Annotated in this window: 19 protein-coding genes; 3 read left to right on the top strand and 16 right to left on the bottom strand. The window is 59.5% G+C overall.

What is annotated here, in order from left to right; translation table 11 throughout:
- Nucleotides 1-30: 30 nt before the first annotated feature.
- The 10 genes from NDB2M1_RS00250 to NDB2M1_RS00210 all read right to left on the bottom strand — a co-directional run bounded on the left by NDB2M1_RS00250 (nucleotide 31) and on the right by NDB2M1_RS00210 (nucleotide 6827).
- On the bottom strand, nucleotides 31-1776 hold the full coding sequence (locus NDB2M1_RS00250) for a relaxase/mobilization nuclease domain-containing protein (RefSeq protein WP_066531898.1): 1746 nt from the start codon (nucleotides 1774-1776) through the stop codon (nucleotides 31-33).
- A 247-nt stretch (nucleotides 1777-2023) separates the two neighbouring features.
- Entirely contained in the window at nucleotides 2024-2725 is a 702-nt protein-coding gene (locus NDB2M1_RS00245) for a lytic transglycosylase domain-containing protein (RefSeq protein ID WP_066531897.1), read from the bottom strand.
- A 3-nt stretch (nucleotides 2726-2728) separates the two neighbouring features.
- Nucleotides 2729-3058 (bottom strand): DUF736 domain-containing protein, encoded by a 330-nt coding sequence (locus NDB2M1_RS00240; protein WP_066531896.1) that lies wholly within the window; start codon nucleotides 3056-3058, stop codon nucleotides 2729-2731.
- A 4-nt stretch (nucleotides 3059-3062) separates the two neighbouring features.
- Nucleotides 3063-3641 (bottom strand): S26 family signal peptidase, encoded by a 579-nt coding sequence (locus NDB2M1_RS00235; protein WP_066531894.1) that lies wholly within the window; start codon nucleotides 3639-3641, stop codon nucleotides 3063-3065.
- The gene (locus NDB2M1_RS22835; RefSeq protein ID WP_253185730.1) at nucleotides 3638-4327 is read right to left on the bottom strand and encodes a DUF2840 domain-containing protein; all 690 of its coding nucleotides are present in this window, start codon (nucleotides 4325-4327) and stop codon (nucleotides 3638-3640) included. The genes NDB2M1_RS00235 and NDB2M1_RS22835 overlap by 4 nt, the downstream gene beginning before the upstream one ends.
- Entirely contained in the window at nucleotides 4324-5217 is an 894-nt protein-coding gene (locus NDB2M1_RS00225; protein WP_066531892.1) for a replication initiator protein A, read from the bottom strand. Before NDB2M1_RS00225 ends, NDB2M1_RS22835 begins: the two co-directional genes overlap by 4 nt.
- A gap of 8 nt (nucleotides 5218-5225) precedes the next feature.
- The gene (locus NDB2M1_RS00220) at nucleotides 5226-5498 is read right to left on the bottom strand and encodes a helix-turn-helix transcriptional regulator (protein WP_066531890.1); all 273 of its coding nucleotides are present in this window, start codon (nucleotides 5496-5498) and stop codon (nucleotides 5226-5228) included.
- Nucleotides 5499-5628: 130 nt separating this feature from the next.
- Entirely contained in the window at nucleotides 5629-6132 is a 504-nt protein-coding gene (locus NDB2M1_RS00215; RefSeq protein ID WP_072378575.1) for a DUF2285 domain-containing protein, read from the bottom strand.
- A complete protein-coding gene (locus NDB2M1_RS23000; protein ID WP_233999622.1) occupies nucleotides 6110-6403 on the bottom strand; it encodes a transcriptional regulator domain-containing protein in 294 nt (97 codons plus the stop codon). The genes NDB2M1_RS00215 and NDB2M1_RS23000 overlap by 23 nt, the downstream gene beginning before the upstream one ends.
- Nucleotides 6404-6560: 157 nt before the next feature.
- On the bottom strand, nucleotides 6561-6827 hold the full coding sequence (locus tag NDB2M1_RS00210; RefSeq protein ID WP_072378573.1) for a DNA -binding domain-containing protein: 267 nt from the start codon (nucleotides 6825-6827) through the stop codon (nucleotides 6561-6563).
- 220 nt (nucleotides 6828-7047) lie between these two features.
- Between NDB2M1_RS00210 and NDB2M1_RS00205 the strand changes: the two genes are divergently transcribed.
- The gene (locus tag NDB2M1_RS00205) at nucleotides 7048-7272 is read left to right on the top strand and encodes a helix-turn-helix domain-containing protein (RefSeq protein WP_072378565.1); all 225 of its coding nucleotides are present in this window, start codon (nucleotides 7048-7050) and stop codon (nucleotides 7270-7272) included.
- A gap of 49 nt (nucleotides 7273-7321) precedes the next feature.
- Here NDB2M1_RS00205 and NDB2M1_RS00200 read toward each other — a convergent pair whose 3' ends face one another.
- The 3 genes from NDB2M1_RS00200 to NDB2M1_RS22490 form a co-directional block, all read right to left on the bottom strand.
- Nucleotides 7322-7642: a DUF736 domain-containing protein gene (locus NDB2M1_RS00200; protein WP_066479338.1), complete on the bottom strand. Its 321-nt coding sequence runs from the start codon at nucleotides 7640-7642 to the stop codon at nucleotides 7322-7324.
- A gap of 612 nt (nucleotides 7643-8254) precedes the next feature.
- On the bottom strand, nucleotides 8255-8659 hold the full coding sequence (locus NDB2M1_RS00195; RefSeq protein WP_072379954.1) for a hypothetical protein: 405 nt from the start codon (nucleotides 8657-8659) through the stop codon (nucleotides 8255-8257).
- Between the two features lie 144 nt (nucleotides 8660-8803).
- Nucleotides 8804-8968 carry a hypothetical protein gene (locus NDB2M1_RS22490; protein WP_156443486.1) on the bottom strand — a complete coding sequence of 55 codons (165 nt, stop codon included), beginning with the start codon at nucleotides 8966-8968 and terminating at the stop codon, nucleotides 8804-8806.
- A 641-nt stretch (nucleotides 8969-9609) separates the two neighbouring features.
- Here NDB2M1_RS22490 and grrM point away from each other — a divergent pair.
- Nucleotides 9610-10683, top strand: coding sequence for a cyclophane-forming radical SAM/SPASM peptide maturase GrrM/OscB (gene grrM, locus NDB2M1_RS00190; RefSeq protein WP_171955286.1), 1074 nt, complete (start codon nucleotides 9610-9612; stop codon nucleotides 10681-10683).
- A 22-nt stretch (nucleotides 10684-10705) separates the two neighbouring features.
- Nucleotides 10706-11539 carry a hypothetical protein gene (locus tag NDB2M1_RS21875; protein ID WP_143146565.1) on the top strand — a complete coding sequence of 278 codons (834 nt, stop codon included), beginning with the start codon at nucleotides 10706-10708 and terminating at the stop codon, nucleotides 11537-11539.
- A 148-nt stretch (nucleotides 11540-11687) separates the two neighbouring features.
- On the opposite strand, the gene NDB2M1_RS00185 is transcribed toward NDB2M1_RS21875, so the two are convergent.
- From NDB2M1_RS00185 to NDB2M1_RS00175, 3 genes are all read right to left on the bottom strand, one after another.
- Complete coding sequence (locus tag NDB2M1_RS00185) at nucleotides 11688-12605, bottom strand: DUF2493 domain-containing protein (protein ID WP_066531875.1); 918 nt, start codon at nucleotides 12603-12605, stop codon at nucleotides 11688-11690.
- A gap of 305 nt (nucleotides 12606-12910) precedes the next feature.
- Nucleotides 12911-13969: a DUF7146 domain-containing protein gene (locus tag NDB2M1_RS00180; protein WP_066531873.1), complete on the bottom strand. Its 1059-nt coding sequence runs from the start codon at nucleotides 13967-13969 to the stop codon at nucleotides 12911-12913.
- 1 nt (nucleotide 13970) lies between these two features.
- Nucleotides 13971-15895 (bottom strand): strawberry notch C-terminal domain-containing protein (locus tag NDB2M1_RS00175; RefSeq protein WP_253185729.1); only part of this gene is annotated, 1925 nt, incomplete at its 5' end.

Below are 15895 nucleotides of genomic sequence, written 5' to 3'. Positions count from 1 at the left end.
GATTGGACTGGTACCGGTCAGCTTGCCACATCATATCTCGATCGACCTGCTTCGGCCCAGTGTCCATTCGATGCCACCACCAGACCGCGGCTGGCCGCTCACATAGTGCCCGAGATGCCGATCGAGCTGCTTTGACCAGGGGACTAGCGAAAACCCAAGGCCATCGTCGATCATCGCAAAGCGGCCCGAAGCGAGTTGGATGCGTTGGCGATAGACGCCTGACATCTCACCGGATGATCGGCTTTGGCGGTGTGGCAAGCCATGTTCACGCGAAAGTGCTGCACCAGCGTCGGCAAGGTCGCGCTCGCGCAAGGTGCCAAGCAGATTGCGGGACAGGGCGAAGCGGTCACCGCGCCGCTGGGCAAGACCCTCGCTTTCCAGATAATCGAGCCGGCGCGTTTTCGCTGCTTCGACTTCGCTGCCAAAGCCTGGACCGAGCGGCAGCGGCTCCGATGCAATCAATTGCTTGTCGAGCCAGGTGGCTCCGCGGCTGCGCTCCTGGGTAGCAAGATCGCGATCGGAATGGGTCAGGAGCGAGGATTGCTCGCGGCCGCGCCGGTCAGTCCAGGAGCGAAGCTCGACGATTGCGCCCGGCGCAGCATCACCGGTCATGTCGATGTCGGAGAATTTGCAATGATGGACCCTGCCATCCACGCCATCGACCACGGCGTAGGCCTGACCGGTCAACTCATTGTGCAGGCCGCGCTCGACCAGTCGCCCGATGACGGGCTCGCTCGCCCTTTCATCATGAAGGGCAAATCGACCCGCTTCAGCGGCAAGGCCGTGCCCGGTCATGGCGCGGTGCATCCTCTTGATCATATCACCTCTGGTGCCAAGCTCCCGCAAAGTCTGCTCGAGTGTTGGCTTCAACCGCCAGCAGCCAGGCGCAATCTTGTCTGCCAGGCCCATGCGTTCGAGTTTTGTGGCGCGGCCGATGAGATGCTGGTTGGCCGGGTTGGCGATCCGCTGCGGATCGGGGCGCAGGTCGACTACGCCGCCGAGGCCGTCACCAAGCGTTTGCAGCTGGCGATCAAGACCGGTCCAGCGATCGGCCTGCACCTCGCGGGCCAAGCTTCGATCAATGTCCTGCTGGGTCCGTGCGCCCAGTTCCATGGTCACCAGCTGCGCGGCACGAGCCCGCATGCCCTCGCTGATGTAGCTGCGGTCGATAACCAGGTCGCGGCCATCGTCGGCCTTGCCGCGTACCAGAATGTGGATGTGGGGATTGTCGGTGTTCCAATGGTCAACGGCGACCCAGTCGAGACCTGTGCCAAGATCCCTTTCCATCTGGCTCAGCAGGTCTCGGGTAAAGCTCCGCACATCGGCCAGTTCGGCCGTGTCTTCGGGCGAAACAATGAAACGGAAATGGTGACGGTCATCGGCGCAGCGCTCGGCGAAGGCTCCGCCGTCGACGGTCTCGTCGCCGCTGCCGAACAGCGCCGCATCCTTCCCGTCGCGGGTCACGCCATCGCGCTTGAGATAGGTCAGGTGCTTTGCCAGCGGCGCGGCAGTGAAGCGAGCCCCGCGATGCCGCACGATCCTCGCCTTGACGATCACACGGCGCTGACTTGCGCGGGAGCTTGCCTGCAGGCTTGCGATGCGGCCTCGGGCAAGGCGACCTGTGCTACGTCGCGATGCGGAACCACCCGCCCGGCCGCCGCAGCCTGACCGGTTGGCAAGTGCCCGCAGTTGGGCTTTGAGTGTGCGCGCTTTGCCTTGGCCGGAACTGCGATCTCGGATGCGCCCAGGCCTGATTTCCAGATCGTCATCACTCATGAGGTCAAGCGATGCGATACAGCGGCTGGCTCGTTGAACGGCGGAATTGCGACAATTATCGAGACTGGAGCCAGCCATGGGGCAGGGCGGCTGGCTGTGAAAATCCCGCAATTCTGCGGCCCCACACCTCGGCGGCTGGCTCCGCTTTCATCTTGCCATCCTCCTGACCCATCCTTTCCTGTCACTCCGCTTCCGCACAATTTTGCGCCAGGCCACGCCATGACGCGCCAGATGCGCAGGAGGCCCATCACTGGTCGCGATTCCCCGAGACGGGAACGAAAAGGCCGCCGTGCGGACGCAGCGGAGCAGGGGGCGCAGCCGCCGCTTCTTTGCCGATGTCCGCGCTCGGTGTTGCCTCAGCCGCGGCAGTTCGCGCCGCGAATAGTCGGCTTTGTGTCCACGCAATGCGCTGTGGCTGCACAGTTGGCGCGCTGGCGACGACAGTGGCCGTGTTGTCCGATTGCAGGATAGGTGCGATCTTTGCGACATAAGCGCGGGTCTCGGCAGGAAGCGGGCGGCCGCGATCGCGCCACTCCTGATAGCGCCCGGGGCCTGCATTATACGCGGCGAGCATGCCGTAGGCGCCGTAACTGTCGTACATTTCGCGAAGATAGCTGGTGCCTGCCAAGATGTTGTCGCGCGGGTCGAACGGATCGCTGCCGAGACCGAAACGAGCGCGCTGGCGCGCCCAGGTTCCGGGCATGAGCTGCATCAGCCCCATCGCTCCGGCCGACGATACCGCGCCGATCCGGCCAGCGCTCTCGGCCCGCATGACCGCATAGATCCATTGCTCCGGGATGCCGAAACGCAGCGATGCCTCGGCGACGTGCACTGCAATGTCGACGGTGCGCGGCGCTGCCGGTTCGGCAGTGTCCTGCCCAAAGGCAGGCGCGGCACCGAACATAGCGAGCGCAGCCCACGTGGCGAAGCCCAGGCGGCGTAGCTGCATGGCTCAGTTCGCCTTTTCGCGCCGCGCTGGACGCGACCACACCAAAACATGGCCATTGTCATCGCCCTTGAACAGGTTGGCGCGTAGCGGTTGCGCGAACGCAGGATCATCAATCTGCAAGCTGACATAGTCGCCCGCCTTCTCTCCGACATGCTTCCAGCCTGCGCCGACTTCGCGCGCGTCTTCATCTTCGCCAGCAACCACACGGAAGTCCGGAGCGTTCTCACTGTCCGATGGGTCTGCCGGGACGAGTGAGATCTCAATGCTGAGCGACAGCGTCTGCAGTTGCCCGCTGTAGCCGCCGTCGGCGGCACGAAAAGTTCCGATACGCATGGGTTCAATCTCCTTGGGTTGAGGGTAAGGAAGTGTCGGCGGCGCGCGGGTCGGCAAACCAGACGTGGTCGCCGTTGCCCGCCTCATCGGTCCAGACTGGGGCCGCGCGACCAATGACATGGGTCGGACGCAGCACGCCGAAATAGCGCCCATCGAAACTGTCGGGCGCTGCCGGGTTCATTACGAATAGCTCGCCGGTGCGCAGCACATGGCATCCCGCCCAAGTTGGCAATGGGCGCGCCAGACGGTCGCGCGGACGCGCCGCGCCGACATATTGGCCGTCAATCGTAATGCTCAAAGCATCACGGCAGACGCGCTGGCCGCGCACAGCTGCGATGCGCTTCAGCAGCGGCATGCCTGTCGGGAGATAATGCCGTTCGGCGAGCAAGCGGCGCAGTTCGGGCGGCGGCTCAATGGCGACCCGCTCGCCGACGTGCAGGCTCGCCCTGCCACGGATGGCGTAGAGCCCGGTGGGGACCGAGGCGGTCGCATTCCACACGGCGAAGCGCGCGACTGGCACGGCCAACGTCGTGAGCGTTGCGCAACCTACGACGGCTGCAAATATCATGCTGCGGCGTTTCATGACAGAAGTGCCTTGCGCTGGAGCCAGGCTTGGTGCCGCGCGGGGCCGTATTCACGCGGTGTAAGTCGGCCCGCCATCCTGTTGTGGATGTGTCGCCAATGTTCCGGAGCAACATCGCAGGCGTCTATGCCTGACGCTTCGATGGCATCGATCAGCCGGAAGATTTGCGCGACTTTGGGCCAGCCATGGACCGAAAGCAGCAGCTCTCCGCCGGGGTCGACCTGCGGCACGGTTGCGCAATGCTCGCCTAAGCAGACAGCTTGTACGACGTCCAAGGTTGAACGGACGGTGCCATAGTCGTTGGACGCCCAGCGGACCAAGGCGAACACCTGGCCCGCCATATAGCTCTCGATCCGCTCGCTACGGCTGACGATCCGTTCGGCAATGGGCCTACCGAATTTGATCCAGTCCTCATGCTGGCCCTCGCGCCAGACCAGTGTCACATGGGTCAGCTGTGGGTCATTGCCGATCCTCGTGTCGGCAGGCCTTTCGGGCGTCGCACCGCTTTTTGTCCACAGGCTCGCAGCCGTTAGCAAGAATCCGAAGGATTCTTTGTTAGGATAGTTAAGGGCGCAAATTGCTGAAGTTTTCCGGGGCTTTGAACGACGTTTCGGTTCCCGATAGTCCGAACTTCCGGTTCCTGATGGTCCGAGTGTGGCGGTTCCTGATAGTCCGTGCTGCATCATGACATATCCACAGGGTGATGGTTGGTGGTCCGCAGACCGAGACGGCGCATTGCGGCGTCGAACGGGTCGGGCCGGACAGCGACAAAGTGCAGCCGTTCGCGGCCGAGTGCATGTTCGATGGTGAGCGTGTATCCCGGCAGCGCTTGGCGGCGGACGATGTCGCGCAGCTCGAATGCGAAGCGTTTCGGCGGCGAGAGCGCACCTGACTTCATGTGCAGATGCTGGAAGTCGAAGCTCCAGCCTCCGCGCTGTTTGCCCCCATGCTTGCGCACGAGGCGGTAAAGCCAGCGCTCCAGACCACCGGTCAGTGCGAAGTAGTCGGCATCAATGGTGAGCACGAGCGCCTGATCGATCACGCCTTCGTAGAACCAGTCAGGGATGATCATCTCGATCCCGAGCGCGCGACCCGAATGGTCGAGACGCTCTTTCCACTCATTGATCCACGAAAAGCGGTGCCGCCGCCGCGCGTCACGCTGGCGGATAGAGGTCGCGATGGTGGTCGATTGCAGGCGATCCAGCCCGGCCTTCAGCCGCTCGTAGCTGGCTTTGCCAGTGCCCCGCCTGGTGAAGGCAAGGATCTCGTGAGGTGTAGCGGCGATCAGCCGCGAGGTGGGCCGACCGGCATCGCGCGCTTCGACGATCTGGCTCGCTACCCAGATGAGGACATCAGCGTCCCAGATAGTCGCCATCCCATGTTCGGCTGTCGCCTCGACGAGGATCGAAACATCGCCCATCCGGAAATCGATCGGACGGACTCGCTTTGATTTGGCGAGGCTGAAGAACGGCCAGGCCATCAGGTCCTGCGCGTCGCGCGCGGCAATATCGCGGCCCTGGGACACGAACAGGTCAAGCTGCGCTGGCTTGGCTGGGAAGGCGGACAGGCGTCGCATGGCGTGGCTCAGCGCCGGACCGGCGGAGTGTAGCCATCAAGACGCTTGGCTGGGTGGACGATGCCTTTGCCGGGATCGCTGGTTGACCGCCGCAACCCTTGCTCTGCCCATGCGTCGAGATCGCTCACGGCATAGACGATCCGGCCACCGAGCTTGCGATAGACCGGCCCCGTCCCGAAACAGCGGTGCTTTTCGAGTGTGCGGGCCGAAAGCCCGAGGTGCACTGCAGCATCAGGCGTCCGCAAAAATCGTGCAGTCACGGGGGTGGGTCTGGCATCCATGGCAAGGCTCCGGCGAAGGTTGGCAGCAGCAGCGGGCTGTCGCTGGGGTTCGCGAGCTTTGGCGGAGGATTGGCATGGGCAGGGAGTGACCGAATGGGGGTGCCGCAATCTGTCACCCCGAATGTCTCGGTCAGCGGTGTAAGAGAATATCGCGATATCCGCAGGAGACGAGGCTACGCGCTTGGGCGATCAGCCGAAGAACCTGCCGCCGCTCGCTCGAGGCTTTCCAGGTCGCTCCGACAAGAGGACAGTGATTGGGGAAAATCAGGCCGTAGGCGACGTCACGTGAAGACGCACCCGCCCCTAGCGCGTCGTGAATGGCAAGGAAGCGGCTCAACCGCAGCCGTTGATTGTGCGTGATGACGTGAGCGCCGTGGGATGCGGCGCTGGAGGCGCGCGTTATCAGATGCATACGCGTGACAGCTGCGATGCGCAGTTCGTAGGTCTCATCGCAGGGTATCGAGACGGCGGGAACGGGCAGGGCGGCTCGGTATCGAACGCAAAGTCGCAGTCTGCAACTGCCCCTCGTGTAAACGATATGCTTGCCGTCGGATGTCGATGCCCTTCCCAGCGGCTTCCAACTCGACAGCCACATCAGCGGGAGGTCCGGGTTAGCGGTTTCGACGATGATCACGTCGGGCGATGCGCTGGGCGACCAAAGTGCCGGGCACTCGCGGGGGTTTGCTTGCGGGTCCGTGGGGAAAGCTCAAGCCCCATCGCCGGGACAGGCCCTCCTTTTCATGGTGTTCGACTGATGGGAAGCGAGCAATGCGCTCTTGGGTTTCGGCATAATCGCGGCGGTAATCAGCATTACGATGCAGGAATTCCTGCGCGAAGTCCGCATGGTCGTGATCGCGATACTGATCTGCGGTCGATGGTGACCGCCATGACGAACCACCGGGCATATAGACCCCTGCAAAGCACAGGCAAGAAGGCCAAGCTTCAAGTCTTTGTTAACCCACGGTAAGCCGCAAGTATCAAAATCTGGGGATGCTTATGCCCGGAGGCGCAGAAATCCTGACGGAGCGTTTAGGGCAAGGGGTCCAATCCGTGTCCGAGAATTCAGCCTCTTTGCCTTTTAACGAGCAGATGTCGGTAGCCGTGGGACGTCATCCAGCGTGCTCGTTCGAGGTGGGTCTCATGGAACTGACGCGCCCGGTCCGGTTCCAGGGCAGGATCGATCCCAAAGATGATCTGCACAACTTCGGTCCATTCCGCACCTTCGTCGGCGGCGTCAAGTAGCCGTAAATACGTGACAAAATGGCGCTCGTCGTACGGCGTTACCGTATTCGAGTGAGGCGGGCTGTCTTCAAAGGGAACGATCATCATGGTCCGAGCCTTTGGTTCCGACTCGTTTCTGCATCCACAGTCTCTTAGCACCAAGACCCACCAAAATGGCAAAAACTTGGCTTGTTCGACAACGGGCAGAGAATTGTACCGTCTCGCGGATAACCCGTGCGCGTTGCCAGCCTGCTGAACCCAGCCGAATTCCAGTCTTGAAGAGTATACTCCGTGGTTAAATACTCTGCAACGGTGGTGAGTTCGTGCAATGAAATTGCGCGAGGTCCTGGCTGCGAATCTGAAACGCTATCGGTTGGCTGCTGGCCTGTCGCAAGAGGAGCTTGCACATCGGGCCCATCTCGATCGGACCTATGTCAGCAGCCTTGAGCGTGGACGCTACAGTGCCTCGGTCGACAAGCTTGAGCATCTTTCCATAGCGCTCGGCATTGAAGCCTCAGAACTCCTTGTAAAAACGACGTCAGCAGATCCATGACAAAGGCGATGCCCCGCCCGGCAGGTGCCGGGCGGGGCTGGCTGTGCGGTCAGTCGCCGTTGGTGCGGCGCGCGCGCGACCAGATCAGATTGAAGCTCTTGCCGTCTTCGTCATCGAATAGGTTGGCAAAGATAGGAGCGGTGAAGCTGGGATCGTCGAGCTTGACCGAGAGATACTCGCGGCCTTCGTTCGAGGTCTTGGTCCAGGCGGCGCCGATTTCCGCGCGGCCGACGAAAACCCGGTGCGACGGCGCATTTTCGTTGTCGCTGGCTTCGGGGACGATGCGGACGTTCTTCTGCTGCACCGACATGGTGACGATCTCGCCCTTGTATTCGTTGCCGGTCTTGGTGAAAGTTCCGATGTTGGCCATGATGCATTCCTTCAAGTTGGTCGAACCCGCGCCCATCGCGGCCTCGATGGCTGGTTGAAGGCAGGGGCTTGCGCCCGCTGCACCGGAACGGCCGAAACGCAGTGGAGGACGACGGCCAGACGGCTTTCTTGCCTCGCGAGGAATGGGCGGCACGCCCAGGGGAAGAAAGTTGGCGCAGACGGCGTTGCAGCAAGGGATCAAGCGGCGAAGCCATCCCCTGCCAACCAAGGCCATTGAAGAGGCGGCATTGGGCTCGGGTCATACTTGACCGGGAGAAATGGCACTTCCCGGACTTCCAAGACCGAAATGCGATGAGAAAGGTGTCATCACCCGGTGTGCTTGCTAGTCGTCACCGCAATCGCAGATATCGGCAACGGCCATGAGCCAATCCGGGCCTTATTGAGATCAGCGCAATCGGTCCGCCACTGGCCAGCTCAAAACCGGCTGCGAATTCTCGGCCTCGCTCCGACCGCGCAAACGCCCAGACCAAGCTGACCCAAGAAGAGGGATGCAGAAACTGCCACTCGAACACAACGCCTGCCTCGAACTGGCCGATTTGGCCGTGCGAGCCCCGCCAGGCACCTGCCAGGCGGGCCTTCGAAAATGGCAAAGCTAGGGACGGGCGCGGCTCCATTGAGTCCAGGATGCAGCCGCGATTATCGCAGCGCCAAGCAATGACAAAGCGTGTTGCCATGCGCTTGGCGGCATGCTCGCCGCAGCAATGCCGTGGACTGCGTGATAGCCCGCAATGGCTGCGGGCGCGGCAAAGGCGAAGCCGACCGCAGCACGTGTCAGGTCGGACTTAGCGAACGCCAGTGTTAATTGGGCTGCAGCAAGCAGAATGATCGCGGATATGGCTGCGGCGGCGAGCGCAGTGAGAATGCCGCTATCGGTGCGGTAAGTCGCCGAACCCGCAAGAAACGCGACGAACAGCGGAAGCGCGTAGATCGAAAGGCGGAACAGAAGCGCGCAGCACAGGAATACTGCGACGATTATCAGGGCAAAGCCGATCAGCATGGCGTCCTCCTTGGAACCAAGGGCAAGGGACGCGCTCTCCACCTCCACCGCAGCGCAATGTGCAGGAAATTCATAGCAGAGATGCGCGACGGCTGGAATACCCGAAGGGCATCCAGCCATGCGGCGCAACGCAATCTGACGCGGTCAGGGATTGAACGGGTCATATTCGTGAATCACGCTGTCGGCATCGCCGTCGAATTCAGCCGTGGGAACGGCGGCGTAGCCGTTACCGGCGTGGAACAGGGTGACGCAGACCATCATGGTACGGGAGAGGCTCCAGGCGTGACGCTGTGCGATGGTGAGTGACATGTTCGAGCTCCTGTCTCGGAGCAGGGACCATCCCCGCTCGACAGGCCCCGGACAGACGGCGCAAAGCCGCAATCACCACGAAGGTGCAGCCGCAGTGGCCGCACGCGCAGCGTAGCGGACCCTTTACGGGTTGATTGAAGGAGGCTTGGGGTCGGCCAACGGATTGGCCTTTGAGAGCGGTGTGGTTTCCGAGGTGGCAAATCGGTCGTCTTCTGCACGCATGTTCGAATGCATTCCAAATGGGACAGATGTCTTCAGCTGAAAACTCAGAGCAAGCCCAACGACAGCAATGATGAAGTGAGCCCCAGCTATTGGATCACTTGCAAACCTAGGCAGTGGTGCTAGGCTACCAGCTTGACTCAGTAAATGAGGGGGTTGGCATGAATATGCACACACGGATCGCGCATTTTAAGCAAAAACTCGTCGAGCAAGGGTTAATAGATTCTGAAAGCAAAGGAGGTGAAGATCCTCGCAAATCTCACCCCACAGATCGAGAAATTCACGCCTTCACGCAATGGAAAGATAGTAACCCCAGGCCTTGGAATGATTGGCGCGATTTCACGAACTTTAAAGACTGGGAATCATGCGGCTACTAGATCATGGTAAATCACGTCAATCCCGTGGATTTGCTCATATTGCAGATGACCGAGTTCTGCAATATTGATTGCTCATATTGCTACCTACCTCATAGATCTTCAAAAAAGAAAATCACCAAACCAGTCATAACAGCTTCGCTTGAGCGTGTGTTCGAAAGCGCTGCCCAAGATAGGCCGTTTACATTGGTTTTCCACGCTGGAGAGCCGCTTACGGCGCCGCTTGATTTATTCCAACATGCTGCGGATGAAGCCCGACGCCTTTCGAATGAAAGAGTGTCTGTAAAGCTAAACGTGCAAACAAATGGGACATTGATAAATAAGACTTGGTGTGATTTCTTCATAAAGAATGACGTAAAAGTTGGTGTAAGTATAGATGGCCCGCAAGCTCTTACGGATTTGCATAGAAAATATAGATCTGGAGCTGGTGCATACGCGCCTGCGATTGCCGGAATACAGCTTCTTAAAGAAAATGGCATTCCATTTCATATAATTGCAGTTTTAACAAGTCATTCCTTGCAATTCCCGGGTGAAATCTATAGCTTTTTTAAGTCTATAGGCCCGACGTCCGTCGGATTCAATATAGATGAGCAAGATGGCATAAACAAAGACTCATCAATTTACGCCTGTGACGAAGCTCGTTACAGAGAATTTTGGAAGACTCTTTTCCGAATATGGGTCGATGATAACAGGTCCCTAGAAATTAGGGAATTTAAGGGAATTCTTGATCTTGTTGCTCACGGAGAGCAATCTGTGGATTTCATAAATTCCAATCAAACCAATCGAGCGTTCTCGATTGTGACTGTCAACACGGACGGTGGGATTTCGACATTTTCTCCGGAATTAATAGCCATCGATGGGGAGCAATCGTTCGTCTACGGAAACGTCCTCTCTGACAGCTTTGAGTACATACTAAGAAATCCAAAATTAATCCAAGATATTTCACAAATAAATCAAGGCGTAACGGCGTGCAGAGATAGTTGCGATTATTTCTTTTTCTGCGGTGGAGGGTCTCCATCAAATAAAATTGCAGAAACCGCATCGTTTGAAGCCACGCAGACAGAATATTGTAGGTTTGGAAAAATTGTCATTGTCGATGAAATTATGAAGTCATTTGATTAAATAGGTCAGGTGGTAATTCTACATGAGCCAGGTATCCATTTTGCTGCCGAAATTCGTTAGATCCAATTTGGATGATTTCATTGCGATTGCCGATGGGGTGGAGCAAGTCTGGGGTGCCTGCCCTTCCGGCGAGGTTCCATATGAGGATGGCGCGCTGATCCCCGCAGGGGAATGGAGGTTGCCGATGCCTGACGACCGGCTGGAAATTTCTCTAGCTCCGTCGAGCAGTAGTCCATTTGTTGCAATGATGGATTTGAAAGATGTGACAGAACCGTTGTGGACATTTGGCTGCGTCACACGAGAGAATATTAAAGATGTAAGGAAGAATGCGGCTGTCGAAATATGGTATGAATCTGTACTTTGGCCTTACATTCAGGAAATTTGGGGTGATATTGATTTGCGCTACAATGGGGCAAATGAGAATCCTCCAAATTGCATTACGACGACCGTCAATTACAGAACGGATAAATACCTTGGGCTTCATTTGGATACATGGGAAGTCATACCAATTTTAGATAGGAGGGGTTCTCTCTATAGACTATGTATTAATATAGGATTTGATGACAGGTATTTCATATTCGGCCTTACGCCAACCGACGAGTTTATGACTGACGACTATGAAAAATACTATTATAGCGGAAAGCTAAGGTACAGCTATACGGATCAAATCCGCGATCGAGCGCCAGATTTTGGGATGCGGCTTTGCCGACTCAGAATACCTCCTGGATTTGCCTATATTGCTCCAACTGACCTACTCTTGCATGACGCGAGCACGGTAGGCGTCTCCAACTTCGGTGCAAGCTTTGCAGTTCGTGGCGCATTCCAATCATCAGAAAATGATTGGTCATTGGACTAAAATGAGGCTGCGAATTGAATTTGCCGGATTATGCGCTTTCCCTTCGGTACCTTAGTATCACAGCCGCTCAAGGACGTGGCCTGCGCCGCTGAAGCCCGCTTTCGGCTCCGCCGCTAAGTGCGAATTTTCATAGATCGGGGCGAGGCGATCATTCAATCACCCACACAGAAATCCCCAGCTTGCGGGCCTTGTCGACCAAATTGGCATTGATACCATTGCCCGGGCAGGCGACCACAGCCTTGGGCAGCGCTTCGATCATCTGATCGTTGCGGCGGAACGGTGCGGCCTTCTTGAACCGCTCCCAGTCGGGCCGGAACGGGATGTGGGTGATCTTGCGTGCCCGTGCCCAGAGCGAAGCGATGTGTTCGCCGCCGGTGGGATTGCCGCCGTGGAACAGGACCATGTCGGGATATTTGGCGAGAACCTTGTCGAGCACAGCCCAGATGCGGTTGTGATCCTGATAGGCAGGGCCGGAGGTGAACGCGATGCGTGTGCCGGTGGGCAGCATGGGTTCGATTTCCGAACGGCGCTTGGCGGCAAGAAAATCCCGGCTGTCGATCATCGCGGCGGTCATAGTGCGATGGTTGACGAGTGACCCGGTGCGCGGGGTCCAGGCCTTGCGGAAATGCAATTCGAACTGGTCTCCGGCGGCATCGCGCATAAATTCCATCGCATTGCGGCGTTCGATCAGACCAATGCCTTCGCGGATGAGGCGCTCAAGTTCGACCGACCTAACCTCGGAGCCATCCTGCTCGCGCTGGCTGCGCTTCTGGGCGTCTTCATTGTCGTCGAGCTCGCGCTGGATCCGGCTTTCGGCGCGGTGAAATAGGTTGGCGAGCGACCAGCATAGGTCCTCGAGATCTGGCTCGATCCGCGTGTCGATCATGGTGGCGATGAGGGCATCAAACATGTCGGCGACGGCGCCAGCGGCGATGCGTTCTTCGGGAAGCGGTCGCGGATCGGCTTCATCGGAGAAGGGGCGATAGCCGTAGAGGGCGATTTCATCGAGGAGATGGGCTGTGGCTGAAGTTTCGTGTTCGGGTTCTGAATCGGGCGTGATGGTCATTGCGTTGGTCCTTGGGGCTTTCGGACCGGGCACCTTGCCCGGCCTTCATGGGCGTCCCTCTGACCGGCTGACGCGAGGCTGCATCCGCATGGACCGAAGCGCAGCGGAGGATGGCGGGCGGGCGGCTATTTTGGTTCGCGATGGAAAGGCGCGGATGCGCCGCCGGAAAATAGCCGCATGACCGCCATTGCGGCCTCGCGGCAGCCGGTCTCTCGGACGCCGCTCGAAGAAGGCCGGGCTGGGCCAGGTCTTGGCTCAAATCCCATGCACGCGGCCATCGCCCCATCTTCCAACCCCGTATCGGCTCAGCCAATGTCGACGGAAAAGCGTGTCTGATCCTGCTGTCGGAGATGATGGCGGACCCGTTCCGTCAGTGCAGCAACGCCATGCTGGCTAAGGTCGTCATTGAAGTCAGCGAGGTCCGGCATGAGTGATACAAGTTCGATCCCGGCTGCCTGCGTGCGGTCGGTCAGGGTGCCAAACGCCGCGTCGCCTGCCACATCGCGGTCACGCGCGATATAGAGTCGCCGGAGTGTCGGCGGGAACAAGATCGCTGCGAGGTGTGCTGACGATGTTGCGGCTGCCATCGGCATGGTTGGCAGAACTTCGCGCAACGACAGCATGGTTTCGATGCCTTCGCCTGCGATCATGACATCATCCGCAGTTCCGAATCTTACGGCGTTGCCGAGGATGTTGCCCATCGCCCTGCGCGGCGATGCGACTTTGGCCTTCGCGCAGCCGGATGGATCGAGCCAGGTTCGATGGGTGCCGGTCTGAACGCCGTCGTTGTCGGTGACTGCTGCGATCAGCGCCGGAAAAGCGGCTGCAGTTTCTGGATCATCGTCCTCATTTGGTCTGTAGTAGCATCGCGGGTGAAAGCGCAGGGCTGGCAGGTCCGATACGCGTGTGATGCTACGTGATCGCAGGTAGGTGCTCGCGATCGATCCGGTCAGTGGTTTCGAGGCGGCAAACAGGCGTATGGCAGCGGTCGTGGATCCTGCGCGCGCGGGCATGGCGAATGACGCGGCACTGCGCTGATCGTCCGAAGCCGATGGTGGCAGGCTAAGGAAGCGTTCGGCTTCCTCAATGGTTTCGGAGAGACGCCCATGCCGCTGGTTGAGCCGGATGAGGTCGACGAGATCGCCATGTTCACCGGTTGCGGCATCGACCCAGTTGCCGATCGCGCCGCGCTCGGTTTCGAAAAGGCGGACATAGAGACTGCGCCCGGGCGTTCCGGCGACATCGCCAACCATCCAGTAACGGCCTTCACGCCTGCCTGCGGGCAGATAATGGCGGCAAACGGCCTGCACATTCTGTGCAAGCCGCTCCGACAACTCTGCCGCGCGCGTGGAGAGCTTGGCCATTTCAGGCCGCCTTCCGGTCGGCGATGCGCGTCAAAGGGTGCCGTTCGAACAGCCGCTCGATCACTGCCGACCCTGTCACCATGTCGTCAGGGACGAATAGACGCAGCTTCCAGCTGATGATCTCGGAGAACAGCCCCATGGCCTTGAGCCGGTCGACCGCCGTCGATCCGAACCCGGTGAGTTCAATCCGATTCATTTGCATTAGCCGAGACCGGCGCAGTTGCAGCCCATCGGCAAGGTCGAGCACCGCGTGCCCTTCACGCAGCAATGCGATTGCCTGTGGTGGAGAAAGGATTGGCACGTCTGGCCTGGCTGTCGCATTCGCTGCCCATGCTGCCGACACCCTGCGGCCGACAATGCGGGTGCCATCGTCGGTCTGGAGCCGGTAGACACGGGTTGATTCCTCGGGAAGCTGTTTCCAGATCGGCAGCAGCAGGCCGGTGACGATGTGCAGTTCGCTTGTCGTGAACTCATCGACTTGTGCCACCTCGTCTTGCCAGACTGCCCGGAATGTCCGCTCGTCCACCTCCTCCCAGTGGGTCTCGGGAAGGTGGGTCAGGGCGAAGTTCAGCCGCTCCATCGGCCGGATCAGTCGGATGCGGCGCTCAACCTCGCCATCGTCGAGCATAAGGCTGCGGGCGGGCAGCTGGACTGCAGCGCGCCGCGAGCGGGCATTGACCAACAGCCGCGCGCCGGGTTTTCGCAGCAGTTCGAGCGCCCGTTCTAGCGGCACGGGTTGGTTGCGCTCCTGCATTGCAATGCTGAGCAACCGGGTCTCTGCGCCCGTGGCCGGATGGACGTAGATCGGTTCGCTGGCTGTGATGGTAAAGCTATCTGCGGTGAGCGTTTCCAGCCCGAGATCGTAACTGCCCGCCGCAATTGCGCTTTCGACCTTAGCGCTGAGCAACTGCTCAAACACCGTGAACAGCACATTCTGCATCTCGATGGTGAGTGCCAGTAGCCGGTTCAGGAAGGTCGTGATTGGCGGCAGTTCGTCCTTGAGGCACCCGCTTCCGTCGGTCAGCGACAGGCCGGTCATGCTCTCGAAGGTGGCGAGCGAGCACTGCTCGACCTTTCCGGCATAGATCAGCACATAGAGCTGGCGCAGGGCATCGCGGGCATAGGAGCTTTCGAGATTGTCCTCGGGGCGGAACAGCCCCTGACCACCGGTCTGCCGCTGTCCGCGCGTGATTGCACCCAGAGTGTCGAGCCGCCGCGCGATTGTTGAGAGGAAGCGTTTCTCGGCCTGGACATTGGTAGCCACCGGCCGGAATAGCGGCGGCTGCGCCTGATTGGTGCGGTTGGTGCGGCCCAGGCCCTGGATCGCGGCATCGGCCTTCCAGCCTGCTTCCAGGAGATAGTGATGGCGGAGCCGCTGGTTTCTCGCGCCCAGATCGGCATGGTAGCTGCGTCCTGTGCCACCGGCATCGGAGAAGACAAGGATCTGCTTGCGGTCCTCCATGAACGCCTGCGCTTCGGCGAGGTTGGCATGGGCTGGCCGGTTCTCGACGGCGAGCCGGTCCCCATTGGCATCGAGTTTGCGGACGATCCGGCGCGAACGGCCGGTCACCTCGGCCACCATATCTGTCCCGAACCGTTGGACAATCTGATCGAGTGCGCATTGCACCGGTTCCAACGATGCCAGTTGCTCGATCAGCCGGTCGCGCCGTTCAATAGCCTCGCGGCACTGCACGACATTACCGTTTTCGTCATAGGCCGGGCGCGACGCGAGATTGCCATCACCGTCGGTGAAGCTTTCATGAAGCTGGGTCGGGAAGCTGTGGAGCAAATAGTCCAGAACGTATTCTTTGCAGTCGACATTTATGTCGAGCATTGCGGCCGGAGGCGTGGGATTGCGTCGATTGGTCATGATTTTACTCCAGATAATTGCTCTTTCTTCGGCCTCACCAAGTCGAAGGAGCCGCT

The organism is Novosphingobium sp. NDB2Meth1, from assembly GCF_900117425.1.
Lineage (GTDB): Bacteria > Pseudomonadota > Alphaproteobacteria > Sphingomonadales > Sphingomonadaceae > Novosphingobium.
The sequence above is the reverse complement of the archived record's forward strand: the minus strand, read 5'-3'. Positions and strand labels throughout refer to the sequence as shown.